Origin of the sequence: Cellulosimicrobium sp. CpK407 (genome assembly GCF_051844275.1) — a bacterium.
In the GTDB taxonomy this organism is placed as follows: domain Bacteria; phylum Actinomycetota; class Actinomycetes; order Actinomycetales; family Cellulomonadaceae; genus Cellulosimicrobium; species Cellulosimicrobium cellulans_G.
Genome location: NZ_JBGNYC010000065.1, coordinates 1 through 20,373, shown reverse-complemented (window position 1 = coordinate 20,373; position 20,373 = coordinate 1). Strand labels below are relative to the sequence as shown.

General features: G+C 76.1%; 16 protein-coding genes. 2 read left to right on the top strand and 14 right to left on the bottom strand.

Going from position 1 to position 20,373, the window contains the following annotated elements:
* The first annotated feature begins 170 nt into the window (after nucleotides 1-170).
* A complete protein-coding gene (locus ABWU78_RS19305) occupies nucleotides 171-1,214 on the top strand; it encodes an ATP-binding cassette domain-containing protein (protein WP_439159233.1) in 1,044 nt (347 codons plus the stop codon).
* Nucleotides 1,211-2,071 (top strand): ABC transporter permease, encoded by an 861-nt coding sequence (locus ABWU78_RS19300; RefSeq protein ID WP_353709423.1) that lies wholly within the window; start codon nucleotides 1,211-1,213, stop codon nucleotides 2,069-2,071. Before ABWU78_RS19305 ends, ABWU78_RS19300 begins: the two co-directional genes overlap by 4 nt.
* Before the next feature lie 52 nt (nucleotides 2,072-2,123).
* Here the strand turns inward: ABWU78_RS19300 and ABWU78_RS19295 are convergent, their stop codons facing one another.
* The 14 genes from ABWU78_RS19295 to ABWU78_RS19230 form a co-directional block, all read right to left on the bottom strand.
* Nucleotides 2,124-5,507, bottom strand: coding sequence for an AfsR/SARP family transcriptional regulator (locus tag ABWU78_RS19295; RefSeq protein WP_439159232.1), 3,384 nt, complete (start codon nucleotides 5,505-5,507; stop codon nucleotides 2,124-2,126).
* 11 nt (nucleotides 5,508-5,518) lie between these two features.
* Entirely contained in the window at nucleotides 5,519-6,397 is an 879-nt protein-coding gene (locus ABWU78_RS19290) for a formylglycine-generating enzyme family protein (protein WP_439159231.1), read from the bottom strand.
* A gap of 57 nt (nucleotides 6,398-6,454) precedes the next feature.
* Nucleotides 6,455-7,123, bottom strand: a complete 669-nt coding sequence (locus tag ABWU78_RS19285) for an NUDIX domain-containing protein (protein WP_439159230.1) — start codon at nucleotides 7,121-7,123, stop codon at nucleotides 6,455-6,457.
* The gene (locus tag ABWU78_RS19280; protein WP_439159229.1) at nucleotides 7,124-8,809 is read right to left on the bottom strand and encodes a CTP synthase; all 1,686 of its coding nucleotides are present in this window, start codon (nucleotides 8,807-8,809) and stop codon (nucleotides 7,124-7,126) included. It lies immediately after the preceding gene.
* Between the two features lie 70 nt (nucleotides 8,810-8,879).
* A complete protein-coding gene (gene murJ / locus ABWU78_RS19275; protein ID WP_439159228.1) occupies nucleotides 8,880-10,529 on the bottom strand; it encodes a murein biosynthesis integral membrane protein MurJ in 1,650 nt (549 codons plus the stop codon).
* Nucleotides 10,526-11,365, bottom strand: coding sequence for a hypothetical protein (locus ABWU78_RS19270; RefSeq protein WP_439159227.1), 840 nt, complete (start codon nucleotides 11,363-11,365; stop codon nucleotides 10,526-10,528). Before ABWU78_RS19270 ends, murJ begins: the two co-directional genes overlap by 4 nt.
* 1 nt (nucleotide 11,366) lies before the next feature.
* Nucleotides 11,367-12,476: a copper transporter gene (locus tag ABWU78_RS19265; RefSeq protein ID WP_353709428.1), complete on the bottom strand. Its 1,110-nt coding sequence runs from the start codon at nucleotides 12,474-12,476 to the stop codon at nucleotides 11,367-11,369.
* 120 nt (nucleotides 12,477-12,596) lie between these two features.
* Nucleotides 12,597-13,784: a putative cytokinetic ring protein SteA gene (steA, locus tag ABWU78_RS19260; protein ID WP_253048979.1), complete on the bottom strand. Its 1,188-nt coding sequence runs from the start codon at nucleotides 13,782-13,784 to the stop codon at nucleotides 12,597-12,599.
* Nucleotides 13,785-13,790: 6 nt separating this feature from the next.
* Entirely contained in the window at nucleotides 13,791-15,539 is a 1,749-nt protein-coding gene (gene recN, locus ABWU78_RS19255) for a DNA repair protein RecN (RefSeq protein ID WP_353709429.1), read from the bottom strand.
* A 2-nt stretch (nucleotides 15,540-15,541) separates the two neighbouring features.
* A complete protein-coding gene (locus ABWU78_RS19250; RefSeq protein WP_253048973.1) occupies nucleotides 15,542-16,525 on the bottom strand; it encodes an NAD kinase in 984 nt (327 codons plus the stop codon).
* Nucleotides 16,522-17,499 carry a TlyA family RNA methyltransferase gene (locus ABWU78_RS19245; protein ID WP_439159226.1) on the bottom strand — a complete coding sequence of 326 codons (978 nt, stop codon included), beginning with the start codon at nucleotides 17,497-17,499 and terminating at the stop codon, nucleotides 16,522-16,524. Before ABWU78_RS19245 ends, ABWU78_RS19250 begins: the two co-directional genes overlap by 4 nt.
* 2 nt (nucleotides 17,500-17,501) lie before the next feature.
* Nucleotides 17,502-17,729 carry a hypothetical protein gene (locus ABWU78_RS19240; protein ID WP_439159225.1) on the bottom strand — a complete coding sequence of 76 codons (228 nt, stop codon included), beginning with the start codon at nucleotides 17,727-17,729 and terminating at the stop codon, nucleotides 17,502-17,504.
* 143 nt (nucleotides 17,730-17,872) lie between these two features.
* Entirely contained in the window at nucleotides 17,873-18,895 is a 1,023-nt protein-coding gene (locus ABWU78_RS19235; RefSeq protein WP_439159224.1) for an HAD-IIA family hydrolase, read from the bottom strand.
* Nucleotides 18,892-19,617, bottom strand: a complete 726-nt coding sequence (locus tag ABWU78_RS19230) for a hypothetical protein (RefSeq protein WP_439159223.1) — start codon at nucleotides 19,615-19,617, stop codon at nucleotides 18,892-18,894. Before ABWU78_RS19230 ends, ABWU78_RS19235 begins: the two co-directional genes overlap by 4 nt.
* Between the last annotated feature and the right edge of the window lie 756 nt (nucleotides 19,618-20,373).

The window sequence follows — 20,373 nt, the reverse complement described above, 5'->3', positions numbered from 1 at the left end:
AACCACACGCCGTCGGGCACGGTGACCACGCCTCTACCTCGGCCGACCACGGCTCTACTTCGGCAGGTGCGAGCGTGACAGCGGCGTGACAGCGGGTGGTGCTCCGCTGACAGCGCGCTGCGAGGGCGCGCGTCGAGCGTGGGTGGTGAACCCACCGACCAGGAGGACACATGACCACCCCCGCGATCGAGGCCCACGGCCTCGTGAAGGTCTTCGGCGAGAACCGCGCCGTCGACGGCGTGGACCTCACCGTGCGCACCGGCACCGTCTACGGGGTCCTCGGACCCAACGGTGCGGGGAAGACCACGACCATCAGCATGCTCGCGACGCTCCTGCGCCCGGACGCGGGCACCGCCCGGGTGTTCGGGCACGACGTCGTCGCGCACCCGCACAAGGTGCGCCAGCTCATCGGCGTGACGGGCCAGTACGCCTCGGTCGACGAGACGCTCAGCGCGACGGAGAACCTCGTGATCTTCGCGCGGCTCCTCGGGCTGTCGCGCACGCAGGCCCGGCGCAAGGCGGTCGAGCTGCTGGAGGCGTTCGGCCTCACGGACGCGGCGTCCCGCCCGCTGAAGAGCTTCTCGGGCGGCATGCGCCGCCGTCTGGACCTCGCGGCGAGCCTCATCGCGCAGCCGCCGCTCATCTTCCTCGACGAGCCGACGACGGGTCTGGACCCGCGCACGCGCGCCCAGATGTGGTCGACGATCCGTGACCTCGTCGCGAGCGGGTCGACCGTGCTGCTCACGACGCAGTACCTGGACGAGGCGGACCAGCTCGCGGACCGGATCGCGGTGATCGACCGTGGGCGTGTGGTGGCCGAGGGCACCGCGGACGACCTCAAGGACGCCGTCGGCGACCAGTCGCTGCAGCTCGCCCTGGTCCACGCCGCCGACGTGGCTCCCGCGCTCGAGATCGTCGAGCGCGCGCTGGGCCTCGCCGCGACGGTCTCCCCCGAGGCGCGGCGGCTCACCGTGCCCGTCTCCGGGCCGGACGTCGTGACGGACCTCCTCGTGCGCCTGCGCGAGGCCCGCATCGAGGTCGGCTCCCTGAGCATGGACAAGCCGAGCCTCGACGAGGTGTTCCTCACCCTCACGGGGCACGGCGCCGAGCAGCCCGACGCGGCCGCCGGCGACGGCGCGCCCAGATCCACGGACGACACCCCGGGCGCGCGCGAGGACCGCGCGGCCGTGACGCGAGAGGCGGCGCTGCGATGACCACCACGACCACGACCCCCGGCCCGACCGGCGCGGCGGTCGCGCCCCGGCCCCGCATCCAGGCCGGTGCCGACCGCGCGCTGTCCGACCGCACGTCGCTGCGCGCCACCGCCGACCACACGCTGACCATGGCGTACCGCGGTCTGCTGAAGATCAAGCGCACGCCCGAGCAGCTCTTCGACGTGACGCTGCAGCCGATCCTCTTCACGCTGATGTTCACGTACATCTTCGGCGGGGCGATCGCGGGCGACGTCACGAGCTACCTGCCGATCATCATCCCGGGCATCCTCGTGCAGACGGTCATCACCACGTCGGTCGTCACGGGCACGCAGCTGCGCGAGGACATGGACAAGGGCGTGTTCGACCGCTTCCGGTCGCTGCCCATCGCGCGGATCGCGCCCCTGTCGGGCGCGCTCCTCGCGGACACGGTCCGCTACCTCATCGCGACCACCCTCACGTTCGCGATGGGCTACCTCATGGGCTACCGGCCGGGCGGCGGGCTCGGTGCGGTCGTGCTCGCGGGGCTGCTCGTCATCGTGTGCTCGTGGGCCGTGAGCTGGATCTTCGCGTTCTTCGGCGTCGTCGCGCGGACCGCGTCGAGCGTGCAGGGCATCTCGATGATCGTGCTCTTCCCGCTGACGTTCCTGTCGAACGCGTTCGTCCAGCCGGAGACGATGCCGGGCTGGCTGCAGGGCTTCGTCACCGTCAACCCAGTGTCGCACCTCGTCACCGCGGTCCGGGAGCTGGCGAACACCGGCACGCTCGGCTCCGACGCCGCGATCTCGCTCGTCGGTGCGGCGGTCATCGTCGCGGTCTTCGCGCCGCTCACCGTGCGTGCGTACATGCGCAAGGCCTGACGGGCCCCGGCCCGACGACGGTTCCCCCGCAGGCGGGGCCGGCCCCTCGCCGTCAGGCGTCGTGGGAGCGGTCTCCGCCGACGTCGCCCTCGAACTCGGCCTCGGCCTCGTCGAGGAGCGCGAAGCCCCGGCGCGCGAGCTCGCCCCGGTCCAGGTCACGAGCCTCGGCCCGTGCGCGCTCTGCGACCGCGGCACCGGCGACGTCGGTCACCCGCGCCCAGGCGTTCTCGTGCCGCAGCGACGGTTGGTCCTGGCGTGAGCCCATCCGTTCGGCGAGCGCGACGAGGAGGGCCCCGCGCGCCGCGCCGGCATCCGGCGTGCCCTGCGCACCGGGTACGGAGGCGACGCCGAGCGCGAGGAACGACGTCCCGACGACCGGGTAGTCCACGAAGTGCGGCCGCGCCCGGTGCATCCCGAGCACGAGCGACCGGAGCTCGTGGGCGACGGTCGGGACCAGCGCGGACCTGGCCGCCGCGAGGCGCACGAGCCACGACGAGACGAGCAGGACGTACCAGGGCGACCAGCGCGCCTCGTCGTCGAACGAGGCGGCGGCCTCGCCGTAGAGCGCGAGGGCCGCGTCGTCGTCACCGTGCATCGCCGCGACCTCCGCCCGGCCCATGGCGACGACGGACCGCACGTCGGGCGGGACGTCCGTGCCGCCCACCGTGCCGTCGAGCGCCGCGAGCATCCGCTCGGCGCGCTCCGTCTCGCCGAGCGTCACCGCGGCCGACATCTCCACCCAGTCGAGCTGCTGCAACGTCGCCGTCGCGCCCAGCGCGCGCAGGTGGTCGCGCGCCGCCTCGGCCCAGCGTCCGACGTCCTCCGCGTCGCCCGCCTCGCTCGCGCACGAGGCGAGGAACATCGCTGTCGTCGCGCGCGCCGCGACGTCGCCTCGGGCGACCGCGCGCTCGTGCGCGAGCGCGCCCCACGAGCGCGCCTCGGCGAGGCGCCCCTCGTTCTCCGCCATCTGGGCCGTCGTGAACTCGGCCAGCATCGCGACGAACGCGTCGTCGTCCGCCCGCAGGCTCGCGAGCGTCGCCTCCATCTCCTCGGTGCTGCGCACCGTGAGGAGCCGCGCGAACGCCCGGGTGCGTCGCCCGACGCCGGGCCAGCGCAGGAGGCGGCGCAGCCTCCCCAGCGCCCGGGCGGTGAGCTCGGGGCGCGCGAACGCCCCGGCGCCGGCGACCGCGGCGAGCGCGAGCGCCGCGGGCTGGACGTCCTCGGGCGGGACGGCCCAGCCCACGACGGAGTCGAGCACGACCTCCACGAGCCCGGCGGCCTGGTCCTCGATGCCGAGGAGGAGCCAGGACCCCATGAGCGCCGCGAACACCCGCACGACGACGTCGGGTCGCCCGTCCTGGACGGCCTCGCGGAGCGCGAAGAGGAGGTTCTCCTGCTCGCGCCGCAGGTCGGTCGCGGCGGCGGCCTGGTCGCCCCCGACGAGCGCGTCCGCGCAGCGGTCCGCGAGCGCGGCGGCCCAGCGCTGCACGGCCTCGCGCGCCGCGGCCGTGGTGCCCGCGTCCTGGAGCCGCAGGGCGCCGAACTCCCGCACGGTCTCGAGCATCCGGTAGCGCACGACCCCGTCGTCCTCGGTGACCCGCAGGAGCGACTGGGCGACGAGCCCGTCGAGCGCGTCCAGGATCCCCCACACGGGCGCGCCGAGCACCGCTCCCGAGGACGGGCCACCGGCCACGGCCTGTGCCGCCTCGGCCGAGAACCCGTCGGGGAACACGGCCGCACGGCACAGCAGGTCCTGCTCGGTCTCCGCGAGCAGGTTCCAGCTCCACTCGATCACGGCCTCGAGCGTGCGGTGCCGGTCGGGGGCGAGCCGGTCGCCGGAACGCAGCAGCGCGAAGCGCTCGTCGAGGTGCCGCTCGACGTCCTCGACGCTCATGGTGCGCACGCGGGCCGCGGCGAGCTCGATCGCGAGCGGGAGACCGTCGAGCCGGTCGCACAACCGGGCGACGACGTCAGGGGGCAGGCTCGCGCCGGGCCGGACGGCGCGCGCACGCTCGACGAAGAGACGCACGGCAGGCCCGGCCCCACCGTCCGCTCCCAGGGCGTCGAGGGGGTACACGTGCTCGGCCGGGAGCCGCAGGGGCGACCGGCTCGTCGTGAGGACGGCCAGGTGCGGTGCGGCGCCGAGCAGGTCGGCGGTCCAGCGCGCCGCGCCGTCGAGCACGTGCTCGCAGTTGTCCAGGACGAGCAGGACGTCGCGCCCCCGCACGCGCTCGAGCACCTGCTCGCGCAGCTCCGGCGCCGCCAGGCGGTCGGCGAGCCGCCCCGTGCGCGCGGGTGGCGAGATCCCCAGCCCGTCCGCGAGAGCCACGACGACGTCCTCGTCGGACCGCACGCCCGCCAGCTCGACGACGACCACGAGGTCGGCGGACCCGGTCGCGGCGACGCGGCGCGCGACCTCCTGCGCGAGGCGCGTCTTGCCGAGCCCGCCCGGACCGAGCACCGTGACGAGCCGCGACCGGGCGAGCGTGTCCCGCACGCGGTCGACGTCCTCGTCCCGGCCGACGAGCGCGTCGGGTGCCACGCGCACGCCACGCACCTGCGTGACGCGGGCCCCCGGGGCCCTGCCGGGCACCGGGGCCGCGGCGTCAGGGCCGCCGGACGGTGCCGCGGCAGACGCCGGCGCCGGGGCGCCCGCACCGGACGGAGGGTCGAGCAGGGCGGCGGCGAGCCGCTGGAGGTCCGGGGCCGGGTCCGTGCCGAGCTCGCGGACGAGCGCGTGGCGGACGCGCGCGTACGCGGCGAGCGCCTCGCGCTCCCGGCCCGACGCCGCGAGGACCGTCATGAGGTCGCGCGCGGCGTCCTCGTCGGTCTCGTCGCGGTCGAGCGCCGCCGTCGCGAGCGCGACGACGGTCTCCTGGTCCCCGGCGGCGGTCGCGGCCGACCGCAGCGCGGCCGTCAGCCCGTCGTGCAGCCGCGCCGCCTCCACGCGCAGCGCGTGCCCGACGGGTCCGGGCACGTCGGCGCCCGGCTCCTCGTCGTGCCACAGCGCGAGCGCGGCCCGCAGGTCGGCGACGGTCGCCGCGTCCCCCGCGGCCCGGCGCGCGGTGCCGGGACCCGTCCCGGTCCGGGCGTCCGCGAGCGCGCGACGGGCGTGGTCGAGGTCGCTCGGCACACCGAGGGCGTAGCCGCCCGCGCGCGAGAGGACGGTCCCGGGAGCGGCGTCCCGCCGGAGCCGGGAGACGAGGCTCTGGAGCGCGGCGCGCGGGTCCTGCGGCGCGTCGGGCCCCCACAGGTCCTCGACGAGCGTCGTCACGCCCGGCGCCCGACCACCCGCGAGCGCGAGCGCGGCGACGAGCGCGGCCGCCCGCGACCCGCGCGGGACGACGGGCGCGCCGTCCGCTCCCGGGACCCGTACCGGTCCGAGGACGCGGACGCGCGCGTCCCCCGGTGGGGTCGGGGCGTCGGGTGCGGGCACGTCGTCAGAGCCTAGTCCTCGGCACCGACGACGGCGGCGGCGTCCCCGGCGGCGAGCGGGAACGTCAACGGCGTCCATCCGAGCGGCAGGAGGCCGGGGACCTTCGCCCGGGCGCGGTCCGCCGCGTCCGACCAGCCCTGGGCGGCGGGGACGCCCGGCTCGCCCACGGCGCCCCGCGCGACCCGCAGCCCGACGTCCTCGATCCGCGCGTCGGGCGCGCTGCCGCGGCGCACCCCCGCGCGCACGCTCCACGGCCGGTCCGCCCAGCCACCGCCGCGCAGGCTCCGGTACTCGCCGTAGCGCGCCGTGTCGGAGTAGTCCCAGCACCACTCCCAGACGTTGCCGAGCACGTCGTGCAGACCGAACGCGTTCGGGAGCCGCGTGGCGACGGGCCGAGGACCGTCGGCGTCGTCGTCCGCGGTCCAGGCGACGTCACCGATCGGACCGTAGCGCGGACCGGACGTCCCGCCTCGGCACGCGTGCTCCCACTCGGCCTCGGTCGGGAGCCGGTAGCCCGCCGACCGCACGTCCCAGCGCACGTCCCGACCCTCGACCCGGTACGCGGGGTCCAGGCCCGCCACCCGGGAGGCCGCGTTGCACCAGAGCACCGCCTCGAACCACGTCACCCCGTGCACGGGGACGTCGTCCGGCTCCCCGGACGTGCGGTCCTGCTCCTCCGCCGTGGAGCGTGGGCGCCCGTCGGCCGACGGCCCGCGTCGAGGCCGGAGCGGGTCGGCGGCGAGCACGGCCCGGTGCTGGCCGACGGTCACAGGGGTGCGAGCGACGTGGAACGGTTCCAGGACGACGGGTCGTGACTCCCGGGTGCGCGCGTCGACGACGTCGATCCGGCCGCCCGGGACCGGGACGAGGTCGGGAAGAGGAGAGCCCACGCCCCAGGACGCTACCGGAACCGGTGCGGGGGCCGGCGGCCGGCGCAGCCGGGCGAGTCAGCCCCCGCGGCGCTCCGGCCACGGCGCGTCGGCCGGGCGCAGCGACGCCCAGCCGCCCGCGCGCGACGCGGCGGCGGCGAGGATCCCGACGACGGCGGACGGGTTGTGCAGCTCGCCCGCGAGGACGCCGCGCAGCGCCTCGTCGAGCGGCACCCACCGCAGCTCCATGTCGAGCTCCTCGGCCTCGCGCTCGAACCGCTCGTCGTCGGGGACGGGCGACAGGTCCCGCGCGAGGAAGACGCGCAGCGCCTCGTTCGAGCCGCCCGGCGTCGTGAAGTAGTCGACGAGGACGTCCCAGCGCGCGGCCTGCAGGTCGGACTCCTCCGCGAGCTCGCGGGCCGCCGCGAGCCGCCCGTCCTCCCCCACGACGTCGAGCAGGCCCGCGGGCACCTCCCACAGCTCGCGCCGCACGGGGTGGCGGTACTGCCGCAGCAGCAGGACGCGCTCCTGCTGGTCGAGGGCGACGATCGCGACCGCCCCGGGGTGGTCGAGGTACTCGCGCGTGACGCGGCCCCCGTCCCCCAGGTCGACCACGTCGGACCGCAGGTCGAACACGCGACCCGCGTGCACGACCGTCGTCTCGACGACGGGGCGCGGGGCGAGGGCGTCGACGACGGGCGCGCCGCCCGTCGCCTCGGCCGGCACCGGGCCCGGCTCGGCGGCCACTCAGTCGGCCTGGTTCTCGAGCGCGGCGCCGACGAGGCCGGCGAACAGCGGGTGGGAGCGCGTCGGGCGCGACTTGAACTCCGGGTGGGCCTGCGTGCTCACGTAGTAGGGGTGCACGTCCGCGGGCAGCTCGACGAACTCGACGAGCGACGAGTCGGGCGACGTCCCGCTGATGACGAGGCCCGCCTCCTCGAGCTGCTTGCGGTAGGTGTTGTTCACCTCGTAGCGGTGGCGGTGGCGCTCCGTGACGCGCTCCGACCCGTAGGTCTTGGCGACCACCGATCCCGGCGCGAGCGCGGCCTCGTACGACCCGAGGCGCATCGTGCCGCCCAGGTCGCCGTCGCCGCCGACGATCGCGAGCTGCTCCTCCATCGTCGCGATGACGGGGTGGGACGTGCCCGGGTCGAACTCGGTCGACGACGCGTCGTCGATGCCGAGCACGTTGCGCGCGTACTCGATGACCATCGACTGCAGGCCGAGGCAGATGCCGAGCGTCGGGACCTTGTTCTCGCGCGCCCAGCGCAGCGCGCCGAGCTTGCCCTCGATGCCCCGCACGCCGAAGCCGCCCGGCACGAGGACGGCGTCGACGCCGTGCAGCGCATCGTCCGCGCCGGCCGGGGTCTGGCACTCGTCGGACGCGACCCAGCGGATCGTGACCTTCGCGTCGTTCGCGAATCCGCCCGCGCGCAGCGCCTCGGTGACCGAGAGGTACGCGTCCGGGAGGTCGATGTACTTGCCGACGAGCGCGACCTCGACGCGGTGGGCGGGCTGGTGCACGCGCTCGAGGAGCTGGCTCCAGCCGTCCCAGTCGACGTCGTGGAACGGCAGGCCGAGGCGGCGCACGACGTAGGCGTCGAGGCCCTCCGCGTGCAGCACGCGCGGGATGTCGTAGATGCTCGGCGCGTCGATCGCGTTGACGACCGCCTCGTTGTCCACGTCGCACATGAGCGCGATCTTGCGCTTGACCGGCTCAGGGACCACCCGGTCGGCGCGCAGCACGATCGCGTCGGGCTGGATGCCGATCGAGCGCAGCGCGGCGACCGAGTGCTGCGTCGGCTTCGTCTTGAGCTCGCCCGACGGGCCGATGTACGGCACGAGCGACACGTGGAGGAAGAAGACGTCGTCCCGGCCGAGCTCGTGGCGCACCTGGCGCGCGGCCTCGAGGAACGGCTGCGACTCGATGTCGCCGACGGTGCCGCCGATCTCGGTGATGATGACGTCGACGTCCTCACCGGCCTGGGCGCGCATGCGCGCCTTGATCTCGTCGGTGATGTGCGGGATGACCTGAACCGTGTCGCCGAGGTACTCGCCGCGCCGCTCGCGGGCGATGACCTGGGAGTACACCTGGCCGGTCGTGACGTTCGCGGAGGCCTCGAGGTCGACGTCGAGGAAGCGCTCGTAGTGGCCGATGTCGAGGTCCGTCTCGGCGCCGTCCTCGGTGACGAACACCTCGCCGTGCTGGAACGGGTTCATCGTCCCGGGATCGACGTTGAGGTACGGATCGAGCTTCTGCATGGTGACGCGCAGGCCGCGCGAGCGGAGCAGACGACCGAGGCTGGATGCCGTGAGGCCCTTGCCGAGCGAGGAGGCGACGCCGCCGGTGACGAAGACGTGCGCGGTGCGGTGCTCGGTGCGAGCGCCCGAGGCGTTGAGGCGGGAGGAGGGCCGGTTCAGGTGATCTGCCACGGAACTCCATCCTAACAGCGCCCCCGACGACGGCACGCTGGCCGGCGAGTGCGACGCGCCACGTCCGTGGTCACCCCGAGGACGCCTCCGTCGTCGGCGTGCCCTCGCCCGGTCCTCGGCGCAGGACGCCCAGCAGCGCGGGACGGTCGCCGACGAGCGACACCCCGACCACGACCGCGCCCGCCACGAGCGCGGCGAGGGCGCCGACGCCGACGGCGGGCAGCCAGCCCGCGTCGTCGGGCAGCAACGCGCCTGAGACGGCCGAGCCGCCGAGCGCGCCGAGGGCCACGCCCGCGGCGACGACCAGGAGGGTCCGCGGGACCCCGTGCGTCGCCTCGGGCCCCGCGTGGCGGCGCGTCGCGAGGAGCAGCCCGGCGCCCGCGACCGACATCCCGACCGCGGTCGCGAGCCCGAGCTGGAGCAGCACCCCCGCCTGGTCGCGGACGCCGGTCACGGCGGGCAGGACGTAGGCGGTCGCCGCGACCACGAGCCACCCCGCGGCGGTCACGACGACCGCCACGCGCTGACGGTCGATGGCGTACAGCGCACGCGAGAGGTGCAGGATGAGCGAGAAGCCGACGATGCCGACGGCCATGCCCGCGACCGCCCCCCCGAGTCCGGCGACCGATCCCGTCGCGATGTGCGCGAACACCGCCTCGACGGCCGCCGAGGCGGCGATCAGGGCCGCCGCGCCGAGGCCCGCGACGACGATCAGCGTCCGCGTCGTCGTCGCGAGGAGGCGTCGGTAGGCGTCGTGGCGCGCGTGGGCGACGTGCTCGGCGAGCCGTGGGAACGCGCTCGTCGCGAGCGGGAACGCCAGCACCGCGTAGGGCAGCAGGTACACCTGCTGGGCGAACCAGTACGTCGGGAAGGTCTGCTCCGGCCCGTACCGGTAGGCGGCACCCATGATGGCCAGCACGGAGAGCTGCTGCGCGACGAGCGCCCCGATCCCCGCGAACGCCAGGTTGCGCGCCCGGACGGCCTCGCCGCCCGGGAACCCCAGGGTGGGCCGCAGCCGGACGCCCAGCCGGTGCACCGGCAGCACGAGCGGCAGCGCGAGGACCGCCACGCCCGCCGTCGTTCCCCAGCCCAGCCAGGCGATGGCGTCACCCGACAGCGCCGCGACGTCCGCCTGGTCCCCGTCCGCCAGCCGCGCGAACACGAGGAAGACCACGATGACGGCGAGGCTCGACAGCAGCGGCGAGAACGCCTGCCAGAAGAAGCGCTTGTGCGCCTGGAGGATGCTCCCGAGCACGACCGCCAGGCCGTACAGCGGGACCTGGAGCGCGAACACGCGCACGAAGGTCGCCGTCACGTCGACGAGCTCGGGGTGCTTCGCCAGCATGAGGAGGGACGCGATCGGCTGCGCGAGGAGCGCGAGGAGCGCCCCGAGCGGGACGAGCACGACGAGCGTCCACCCGAGCAGGGCCGAGGCGATGCGCGAGACGTCGGTGCCCGCCCGGCGCGCGATGGGCCCGGCGAGGAGCGGCACGACCGCGCCTGCGAGCGCGCCACCTGCCGCGACCTCGAAGAGGACGTTCGGCAGGAGGTTCGCCGCCGTGTACGCCGACCCGACGCCCTCGGTGCCGACCGCCGCGGACTGCACGAGCGACCGGGCGAAGCCGACGAGGCGGCTCGCGATCGTCACGAGCGTGATCATCGCGGCGGCGCCCGCCAGGGTGCCCGTGGCGGCGCGCAGCCGCCCCGCCCGCGCGCTCACGCCGGGCGCCGGCCCCACGCGTCCACGCGCCGCAGCACGTCGTTGCCCTCGATGACCTTTGAGAAGCTCACCTTCTCGCTCGCCAGGGTCAGGCCCACCACGCCGGCGAGCGCGAGCCAGCGCACCGAGCGGGGCGCCGCGAACGCGACCTGCGAACCGAGCGCCGCGCCGAGCGCGTTCGCGCCGCAGTCTCCGAGCATGTCGCGCTCGCCCAGGTCACCCGGCGCCGCGGCGACGGCCGCCCCGAGGACGGCGCCCGTCGTCGGAGCCGCCGCGGTGCCGAGGTACGGCACCGACGCCACCCCCGCCGCCTTGAGCGCACGGCCCGGGCGGAGGTCCAGGAGGTTGAGCAGGTTGGCCGTCCCGGCGATGAGCGCGCCGTTCACGCCGACGTCCACGAGGTGGCCGAACGCCCCGCCCGTGCGCCGCGTCCCGACCGCCGCCGCGACGAGCGAGACGCCGCTGATCCCGAGGACCTTCAGCGCGCCCGTGGTCACGCGGCCCTCGGCGAGCGCGCCGAGGTGGCCGCGCAGGCCCTTCGTCCGGGTGGACGTGTCCTCCGCGAGATCGTCGACCAGGCCGAACGCGCCCGCGCTCGCCGTCGCGAGGGCGACCGCGCCGCGCGTGCGGGCGGCGCCGCCCGTCGCGAGCGTCCCGGCGACGAGGCCGGCGGCGACCGCCGGGCCCTCGAGCAGGCTGATCGGCTCGCCGCGGTGGTTGGTCCGCGTCCAGCGCTCCGTGCCGCCCGGCGGGCGCGAACCGGCCGCGCGGCGCGCCGTCGCGGTCACGACGGCGGCGACCCCGGCCGCGGCGAGGGTGCGCAGCGCGCGCGCCACGTCAGCCCTCCCCCGCGCCGGCGGTGGTCTGCTCGACGTCCGCGGAACCGCCGTCCTCCGTGCCGCCGGAGGTGCCGCCCGAGGTGTCGCCCGCCGCCGCGTCCTGAGCGCCCGCGTCGGACGACGTCGTGCGCGTCACCGGCGGGAGCTCGACGGCGGGCGGGAGGACCGCCGTCGCGCTCTCCTCGAACCCGAACTGCCCGACCTGGTCGGCGACGCGTGCGGCGAGGGCGAGCGGGACGTTGATCCGGCCGGGCTCGGCCTCGATGCCGCTCACCGTGGACAGCGTCGCGGCGAGGTCGTCGTTCGCGCGGATGCTGGAGACGACGTCGCCGCTCACCGCCGTCGGGCCCGCGACGAGGGCCGCCTCGGCGACCTCCTGGGCGGCGACGGCCACCTGGACCTCGATGTCGACGACGTACGTGTCCGGTGCGGGGGCCTCCCCGCCCTCCCCCGTCGGGGCGGCCTGCTCGGGCGCCGGGCCGCTCAGCAGCAGGACGACGTCCGCGGGGAGCGTCTGCTCGGACACCACGTCCACGAGCGCGAAGCGCTCCAGGAGCGCCTCGAGCTCGGTGGCCTCCGGGCTGCGCTCCTCGGAGCTCGCGGGCGTCGACCCGGTGAGCGCGAGGGCGAGGGCACGGGCGAGCCGCTGCTCGGGGGTGGCGTCCTGCGGGACCTCCCCCAGCTTCTCCCCGAGGCCCTCGGCCACGGTCTGGCGCGCGCTCTCCTCGTCCTGGTCCGTCCACGAGTCCGTCAGCCGGACGTGGCCGACCACGGAGGCGCCCGCCAGCTCGAGCTGCTCCGCGATCGCGTCGTCGCGCTCCTTGTCCGCCCCGTCCAGGTCGACGACCGCGACGCGACGGTCCTGGAGCGACCCCGCGACGAGCTGCGGCCCCGCTGCCTCGATGTACCGGGAGTCGTTGCCGAGCGTCACGTTCGCCTCGTCGAGCTGGTCGCGCAGCTCGTTGCGCTCGGTGCGCAGCTGCTCCACCTGCCCGGTGAGCTGGTCGCCGATGGCTCCCTGGAGCGGGCCGGCGCCGAGGATGATCCCGACGGCCAGGGCCAGGAAGACCGAGATCAACGAGACGATGTGGTACCTGAAGTCGATCACTGTGCGGTGGTGTCCTTCGGTTCGGGCTGCTGCGTGCTGGCAAGGTCAGGGTGCGCGGGAGCGCGGGTCGAGCGCGGTCGGGAACGACGCGCGCGGGCCGACGACGGCGGCCCGGTCGGGTCAGCCGCCGCCCGTGAAGAGCGACCCGACCCACGACCAGAGGTCGTCGAACCGGGCGCCCACGATCCCGAAGAACGTCTGGCCCGCTGCCGTCGACCACAGCGCCGCGACGACGGCGAGGAGCCCCGCGATCGACAGGAGCCAGAGCTGGAGGTTGGAGATCCGGTGCCGGTACAGGCGCGAGACGCCCTTGGCGTCGACGAGCTTGCCACCGACGCGCAGCCGGGTGAGGAACGTGCTCGCCATGCCCGCGCGGCCCTTGTCGAGGAACTCGACCAGCGTCGCGTGCGTCCCGACGGCGACGATGACCTCGGCGCCCTTGTCGTCGGCGAGGAGCATCGCGATGTCCTCGCTCGTGCCCGTCGCCGGGAAAACGACCGGCTCGACGCCGAGCTCCTGGACGCGCTCCAGCCCCGGTGCCTTGCCGTCCCGGTACGCGTGGACCACGACCTCGGCGCCGCTGCTCAGCGCGCGGTCGGAGACCGAGTCCATGTCGCCGACGATCATGTCCGGCTTCCAGCCGGCGTCGAGGATCGCGTCCGCGCCGCCGTCCACGCCGATGAGGACGGGCCGGTACTCCGTGATGTAGGGGCGCAGCGTCGCGAGGTCCTCGCGGTAGTGGTAGCCACGCACCACGATGAGCACCTGCCGCCCGTCGATCGGGGTGCGGATGTCCGGGACGCCGACGCCGTCGAGCAGCAGGTCCCGCTCGCGCCGCAGGTAGTTCATCGTGTTCTCGGCGAACGACTCGATCTCGACCGAGAGGTTGGCGCGCGCCTCCTCGAGGCTGCGCGCGACCGTCTCCTCGCTCTGCAGGACGCCCTCGGCCACCAGGTCGTCGCCGAGGTAGACCTTGCCGCCGTCGAGCCGCAGCTCACGGCCCTCCGGGACGGCCATGATCGCCGGGCCCAGGTCGTCGACGAGCACGATCCCCGCCTCGACGAGGACGTCGGGCCCCAGGTTCGGGTAGCGCCCCGAGACCGACTTGGCGGCGTTGAGGACGGCGGACGGCTTGGCCGCGACGAGGGCGTCGGCGGCGACGCGGTCGATGTCCACGTGGTCGATCACCGCGACGTCGCCCGGCTGGAGCCGCTTCGTGAGCGCCTTGGTGCGCGCGTCGACCTTGGCCGGGCCGAGCGTGCCGGACCCGGCCTCCGGCAGGGAGGCTTTGCGCAGAGTGAGTCTCATCGTGCCCTATCGTCCCACGACCGAGGACTCCAGAAGCTCCACCGCGTGGCGGCGGGCCGCGTCCGAGTCCTCCTGCCCGGAGAGCATCCGCGCGAGCTCGCGGACGCGCTCGTCCCCGGTGACCTCGCGCACACCGGTGACCGTGACGGCCGCGGCCGGGTCCCCGTCGTCCGTACCCGACGACGAGTCCGAGGACTTCGTCACCACGAGCTGGACGTCCGCGAACGCCGCGACCTGCGCGAGGTGCGTCACGACGACCACCTGCGCGCGGGTCGCGAGGGACGCGAGCCGGCGCCCGACCTCGACGGCCGCCTTGCCCCCGACACCGGCGTCGACCTCGTCGAAGACGAACGTCGGCAGCACCTGTCCGGTGCCGTCGACCGCCGCCGTCGCGAGCGCCACCTCGATCGCGAGCATCACGCGGGAGAGCTCGCCGCCCGACGCGCCCTTGCCCAGCGGCCGGGCCGGCGCGCCGGCGTGCGCGACGAGCGAGAACGTCACCACGTCGACGCCCCACGGTCCGGGCTCCTCGGCGCGCTCGACGTCGACGACGAGGCTCGCGCCACCCATCGCCAGCCCGCGCAGCTCGTCGGTCACCGCCGTCGCGAGCTCGGCCGCGGCGCGCTCGCGCGAGGCCGTGATCGCGGTCCCGAGGCGCTCCAGCTCCGCGTCGAGCTCGTCGCGGCGCGCGGTCGCGGCATGGAGCCGCTCGCCGCCGTCGTCCAGGTCCAGGAGCCGCAGCCCGGCGTCGCTCGCCCAGGCGAGCACGTCGTCGACCGTCTCGCCGTAGCTGCGCGTCAGCGTGCCGAGCTCGGCGAGGCGCGCGTGCGCGGTCTCGAGACCCGCGGGATCGGCGGCGAGGTCCTCGACGTAGCCGGAGATCTCCGTCGCGACGTCGGCGAGCACGTAGCCCACCTCCGCGAGCCGCTCCGCGAGCCGGGCGAGCACGGGGTCCGTGCCCGCCACCGCCTCGAGCGCGCGCCGCGCTCGGTCGACCGACACGACCGCGTTCTCCTGCGGCTCCACGGCCTCGTCGCCGGCCACGGCGTCGTGCGCGAGCTGGGCGGCGACCCGCAGCTCCTCGACGTTGCCGAGCCGCGCGACCAGCGCCGTGAGCTCGACGTCCTCGCCCGGCTGCGGCGCCACCCGCTCGACCTCGGCGAGGCCGAGGCGCAGCAGCTCGGCCTCCCGGGCACGCTCGCCCGCGCGCGCCTCGATGTCGTCGATCTCCGCCTGCAGCGCGGACCGCTCGGTCCACGCGTCGCGGTACGCGGTCAGCAGCTCGGCGTGCGGTGGACCGGCGAACGCGTCCAGCGCGCTGCGCTGCCGGCTCGCGGTCCGCAGCCGGAGCTGGTCGGACTGTCCGTGGACCGTCACGAGGTCGTCGGCGATCTCCGCGAGCACGCCCTGCGGGACGCTGCGCCCGCCGAGGTGCGCGCGCGACCGGCCCTCCGCCGCGACCGTGCGCAGGATGACGACCGTGCCGTCGTCGTCCACCTGGCCGCCCGCGTCGTCGACCCGCTGCGCGACAGCCGGACGGTCGGTGACGCGCACGCGCCCCTCGACCACGGCGCTCGCCGCGCCCGGGCGCACCGTCGCCGGGTCCGCCTTGCCGCCCATGAGCAGGCCGAGCCCGGTGAGCACCATGGTCTTGCCCGCGCCCGTCTCGCCCGTGATCACGGTCAGGCCCGCCCCGACCGGGACGCGGGCCGACCGGATGACGCCGAGGTTCTCGATCGCGATCTCCTCGAGCACGCTCACTCCTCCTCGTCCGTGACGTCCGGCTCCCCCGGTTCCCTGCCCGCGGTCGCGGCCGCGCGCTCCGCCGTCGTCCCTGCCGTCGCGGCGACGCTCGCCGCGCGCTCGCGCCACCCGACCACGGGGAGCGAGAACTTGGACACCAGCCGGTCCGTGAACGGGGCCGTGCTGAGGCGCGCGAGGCGCAGGGGCGTGTCCGAGCGCCGCACCTCGACCCGCGAGCCGTTGGGCAGGTCGATGCGCCGACGGCCGTCGCACGTGAGCACGCCCGACGACGCCGAGTCCGGCAGCACGTCCACCGTGATCGTCGAGCGCGGCCCGACCACGAGCGGCCGCGCGAAGAGCGCGTGGGCCGCGAGCGGCACGACGAGCACCGCGTCGACGTCCGGCCACATCACCGGACCGCCCGCGGAGAACGCGTGCGCCGTCGAGCCGGTCGCGGTCGCCGTCACGACGCCGTCGCACCCGAACGACGACAGCGGCCGACCGTCGACGCCGAGGACGACCTCGATCATGCGCTCGCGCTGCGCCTTCTCGACCGTCGCCTCGTTGAGCGCCCACCCCACGAGCGGCTCCGGCTCGCCCGGGAGGAAGGCGCGCACCTCGACGATCGTGCGCTCCTCGACCGTGTAGTCGTACGCCGCGAGCCGCCCCACGGCGGCGCGCAGGTCCTCGCGCTCGCTCTCGGCGAGGAACCCCACGTGCCCGAGGTTGACGCCGAGCAGCGGCACCCCGGTCCCGTGCGTGAGCTCGGCGGCGCGCAGGATCGTGCCGTCGCCCCCGAGGACCATGACGACCTCGGACTCCGCGACGCCCTCGCGCGCCCGCGTGCGCGCCATGTGGTCGCCGAACTTCTCCGCGAGGTCGTCGTCGTGCAGCGTCACGGTGAACCCGGCGCGCTCGAGCTCGGTCACCGCCTCGTGCAGCGCCACGACCGCCTCGGGGCGGCCGCCGTGGGTCACGATCAGCACGCGTCGCGTCACGGTGCTCCTCCTGTCAGGGGTCGGTCGGGCGTCGTGGCGTCGCGCGTCGGAGCCGGTCCGTCCGCGGCTGCCCGGGCGACGAGGACGACGGGCGGCAGGCCTCCGTCGGGCGCGGGTCGCCACGCCACCGCCGCGGCGGCGGCGTCCTCCAGCGCGGAGTCATCGAGCCCGGTGCCGTCGGCACGGCCGGGATCGCCCGCCCGCAGCCACCAGAAGTACTCGCGGTTGCCGCTCGGTCCGGGCAGCGGGCTCGGCACGACGGCGAGCGGGCGCAGCCCGACGACCGCCGCGTGCCGCGCGACCGCGGCGACGACCTCGACGTGGAGCGCGGGGTCGCGCACGACGCCGCCGCTCCCCAGGCGTTCCCGGCCGACCTCGAACTGCGGCTTGACGAGCAGCAGCAGGTCGGAGCCCGGGCCCACCACCCCCGCGACGGCGGGCAGCACCATCGCGAGCGAGATGAACGACAGGTCGCCGACGACGAGGTCGGGCACCGCCCCGACGTGCTCGGGAACCAGGTCGCGGACGTTGAGCCCCTCGTGCACCTGCACCCGCGGGTCCGCGCGCAGGGCCGGCACGAGCTGGTCGTGCCCGACGTCCACGGCCACGACCTCGCGCGCGCCCCGGCGCAGCAGGACGTCGGTGAAGCCCCCGGTCGACGCCCCGAGGTCGAGGCACCGCGCGCCGTCGACGGCAGGCGGTCGCAGCGGCGCGCCCGCAGGGTCCAGCGCGTCCAGCGCGTCGAGCACCCCGGCGAGCTTGAACGCGGCGCGCGAGGCGTAGCCCGGATCCGCCGGGTCGGGAGTCACGGCGAGCAGGTCGTCCGGCCCGACGGCGGCCGACGGCTTGGTCACGACCGTCCCGCTGCGCGTCACCCGGCCCGCGGCCACGAGCTCGGCGGCCTGCCGGCGCGAGCGCGCGAGCCCGCGCCGGACGAGCTCGCCGTCGAGGCGCGCACCGGTGCGCTCGGCCACGCTCAGTCCTCCGTGCGGGCGAGCTCGGCGACCAGCGCGTCGTGCACGGCCTCCAGCACCCCCACGTGGTCCGCGGTGGCGAGCCCGTCCAGCTCGTCGAGCCGTCCGAGCGCGGCGTCGAGCGGGCTGACGACCGGCGACGGCGCCTCGCCGTCCTGCCCGGCTGCCGGGCTCGCCGGTCGTCCGCCGGGAGGCGGTCCGGGAACCGGACGCAGCGGACCGTCCGTCATGTCCTGCCTCCTGTCTGCTGGGCTGCGCGAACGTCGCCCGGCCGTCGCCGGGCATCCCGGACCACGCTACCGGTTGCGTCCCACGGACGGGCACGACCGGCGGCCTGCGCCAGGCGGCGCGTCGCGCCGCCCGACCGTCGGGCTCAGTGCGTCCCGACGGGCAGCTCCGGGACCGTCGACGGGTCCACGGGGAGCCCCGCGTCGGCGGAGGCCCACGCCGCGGCGGCGGCCGCCCGGACGGTGTCGACCGTCGCGGTGCCGCGCACGTCCAGGCGCAGCGCGCCGTCGTCGACGCGCGCCGCGCTGTCACCGCACGACCACCAGCCGGCCTCGGTGCGCACGGGCACCGGGTGCGGCTCGAGGAGGCTGCGCAGGTCGGCGCCCACGTAGTGCGGGCGCAGGTGCGGCTCCGCCAGGATCGCGTCCCGCGCCGTGCTCACCCCGGTCAGGACGTGCAGACCGGGATAGCCGCCCGCGCGGGCGCCCGCGAGGTCCGTGTCGAGCCGGTCCCCGACGACGAGCGGCGCCTCGGAGCCCGCACGCTCGATCGCGAGCCGGTACATGGTCGGCGACGGCTTGCCCGCGCTGTCGGGCTCCACGCCCGTCGCGGCGCGGACCGCACCGACGAGCGACCCGTTGCCCGGCGCGAACCCGCGCGCGGTCGGCAGCGACAGGTCGAGGTTGCTCGCGACGTGCCACGCGCCCCGCTGGACGGCGTACGCCGCCTCGGCGAGCTGCGCCCAGCCGAGCTCCGGCGCGAAGCCCTGCGCCACGGCGTCGGGCTCGTCGTCCGCGCTCTCCACGAGCACGAACCCGGCGTCGTGGACCGCCGTCACGAGACCCGCCCCACCGACCACGAGGACGCGCGCGCCCGGCTCGAGGCGGGTCCGCAGCAGCGCGGCGGCCGCCTGCGCGGCGGTCATGACCTCGTCCGCCGAGGTGGGGATGTCGAGGCCCGTCAGCTGCTCGGCGACCGAGCCGGGCTCGCGCGACGCGTTGTTCGTGACGAACACGAGACGCATGCCGCGGGCGCGCGCCGTCGTCAGGCCCTGGGACGCGTGCTCGATCGGCTCGTGCCCGCGGTACGCCACGCCGTCGAGGTCGACGAGCGCGAGGTCGTACCGGTCGGCCAGCGCGACGTCGCTCCCGAGCAGCCCGGCGGTCACCGGTCCGCCCCGTCGGACGGCGCGGCACCCTTCGTCGCGCCCGGACCCTCGTCCGCGAGCTGCTCGGACTCCTCGAGCTCGTCCGTCAGGTCGTAGACGACGACGTCGTCGTCCTCCTCGCCCAGCGCCGCAGCGAGCAGGCTCGCGTCGATGCCCGCGAGGATCTCCGCGGCCTCCTCGGTCCGCCCCGCGACCTCGAGCACCGATGCGCGCGCCTGCAGGACGCGTGCACCCAGCTCGCCGCGGGTCCCGACGGCGGGCACCTGCTCGAGCGCCGCGAGTGCCGCGTCGAGCTCGCCGAGGTCGACGCGCGCGCCGCTCACGACGATCGCGAGCTCCGTACGCCCCACGTCGTCCAGGGTCGCGGCCTCCTCCGACGCCGCCAGGGCGAGCGCGCGCTCCGGCCGCCCGAGCCCGCGCTCGCAGTCGGCCATGATCGGCAGGTGCTCCGACGACCCGTTGAGGCGTCGCACCGTGCGCAGCTCGCGGAGCGCCTCGGCGTACCGGCCGGTCGCGTAGGCCGTCAGGCCCGCCGCCTCGCGCGCGACGTCGACACGGCCGGCACGACGCACGGCCGCCTGCGCGTGCTCGTAGGCGAGCTCCGGGTCGGAGTCGATGAGACGTCCGGCCATGACCAGGTGACGTCCGACCACCTCGGCGGTCTCCTTGCTCAGGGTCCGCAGGCGCCCGCGCGCCGCGCGGTCGAACTGAGAGATCTGCACCTCGTCGGGGATCGCCGGCCCCGCGGGATGACGCGGCTCGGGACGACGGTCGAAGCCCTCACGGTCCCGGCCCGCCCCTGCGCGGGGTGCGTGGCCGCGGCGGTCGCCGCCCCGGCGGTCGTCACGCGGGCCCGTGCCGCCCCGACGGCGGTCGGTCGCGTCCCGGTCGTACCGCCCGCGGTTCCCCTCACCGGCTCGCGCGGGACCCTGGTACCCGTCGCCGCGCGCCCCGGACGTGGCACGCCCGTCACGAGCGGGTGCCCGGTCGTCACGGCGACCCGGACGGTCGCCGGCGCGACGGTCGGGGTCCGCGCCCCCGTACGCGCGCTCGGGGCGGCCCCTTTCCCCCCGGCCGCGCGTGCCGTCGGGCTTGCCCCGGTAGCCGCCGTCCTGACGTCCGCGCGACTCGCCTACGCCGCGCCGGGCGTCGTCGCCACCACCGCGGCGACGGTCGCGGTCGCCGGAGCTCGTGTCGCCACCGGACCGTCCAGGCCCCGCCCCGCGCGCGTCGCGCGAGTGACCCTGTCGCCCGTCACGGTCGCGGCGACCACCACGGTCGTCGCCCGACGACGGGCGGTCCGACTCGGGATCGTGGGAGGTGTCGTTCACGGGGTGACCTCTCGTTCTGGAGTTTGCGCAGGCCATCTTCCCACGTCGGCCCCACCGTGACACGTGACGGAGGGCGCGGAGAGCACTGCGGCGCGACGTCCGCACGGGCCGGCCCCGACGAGGGCGGTCCGGCGTGACGGTCTGGAA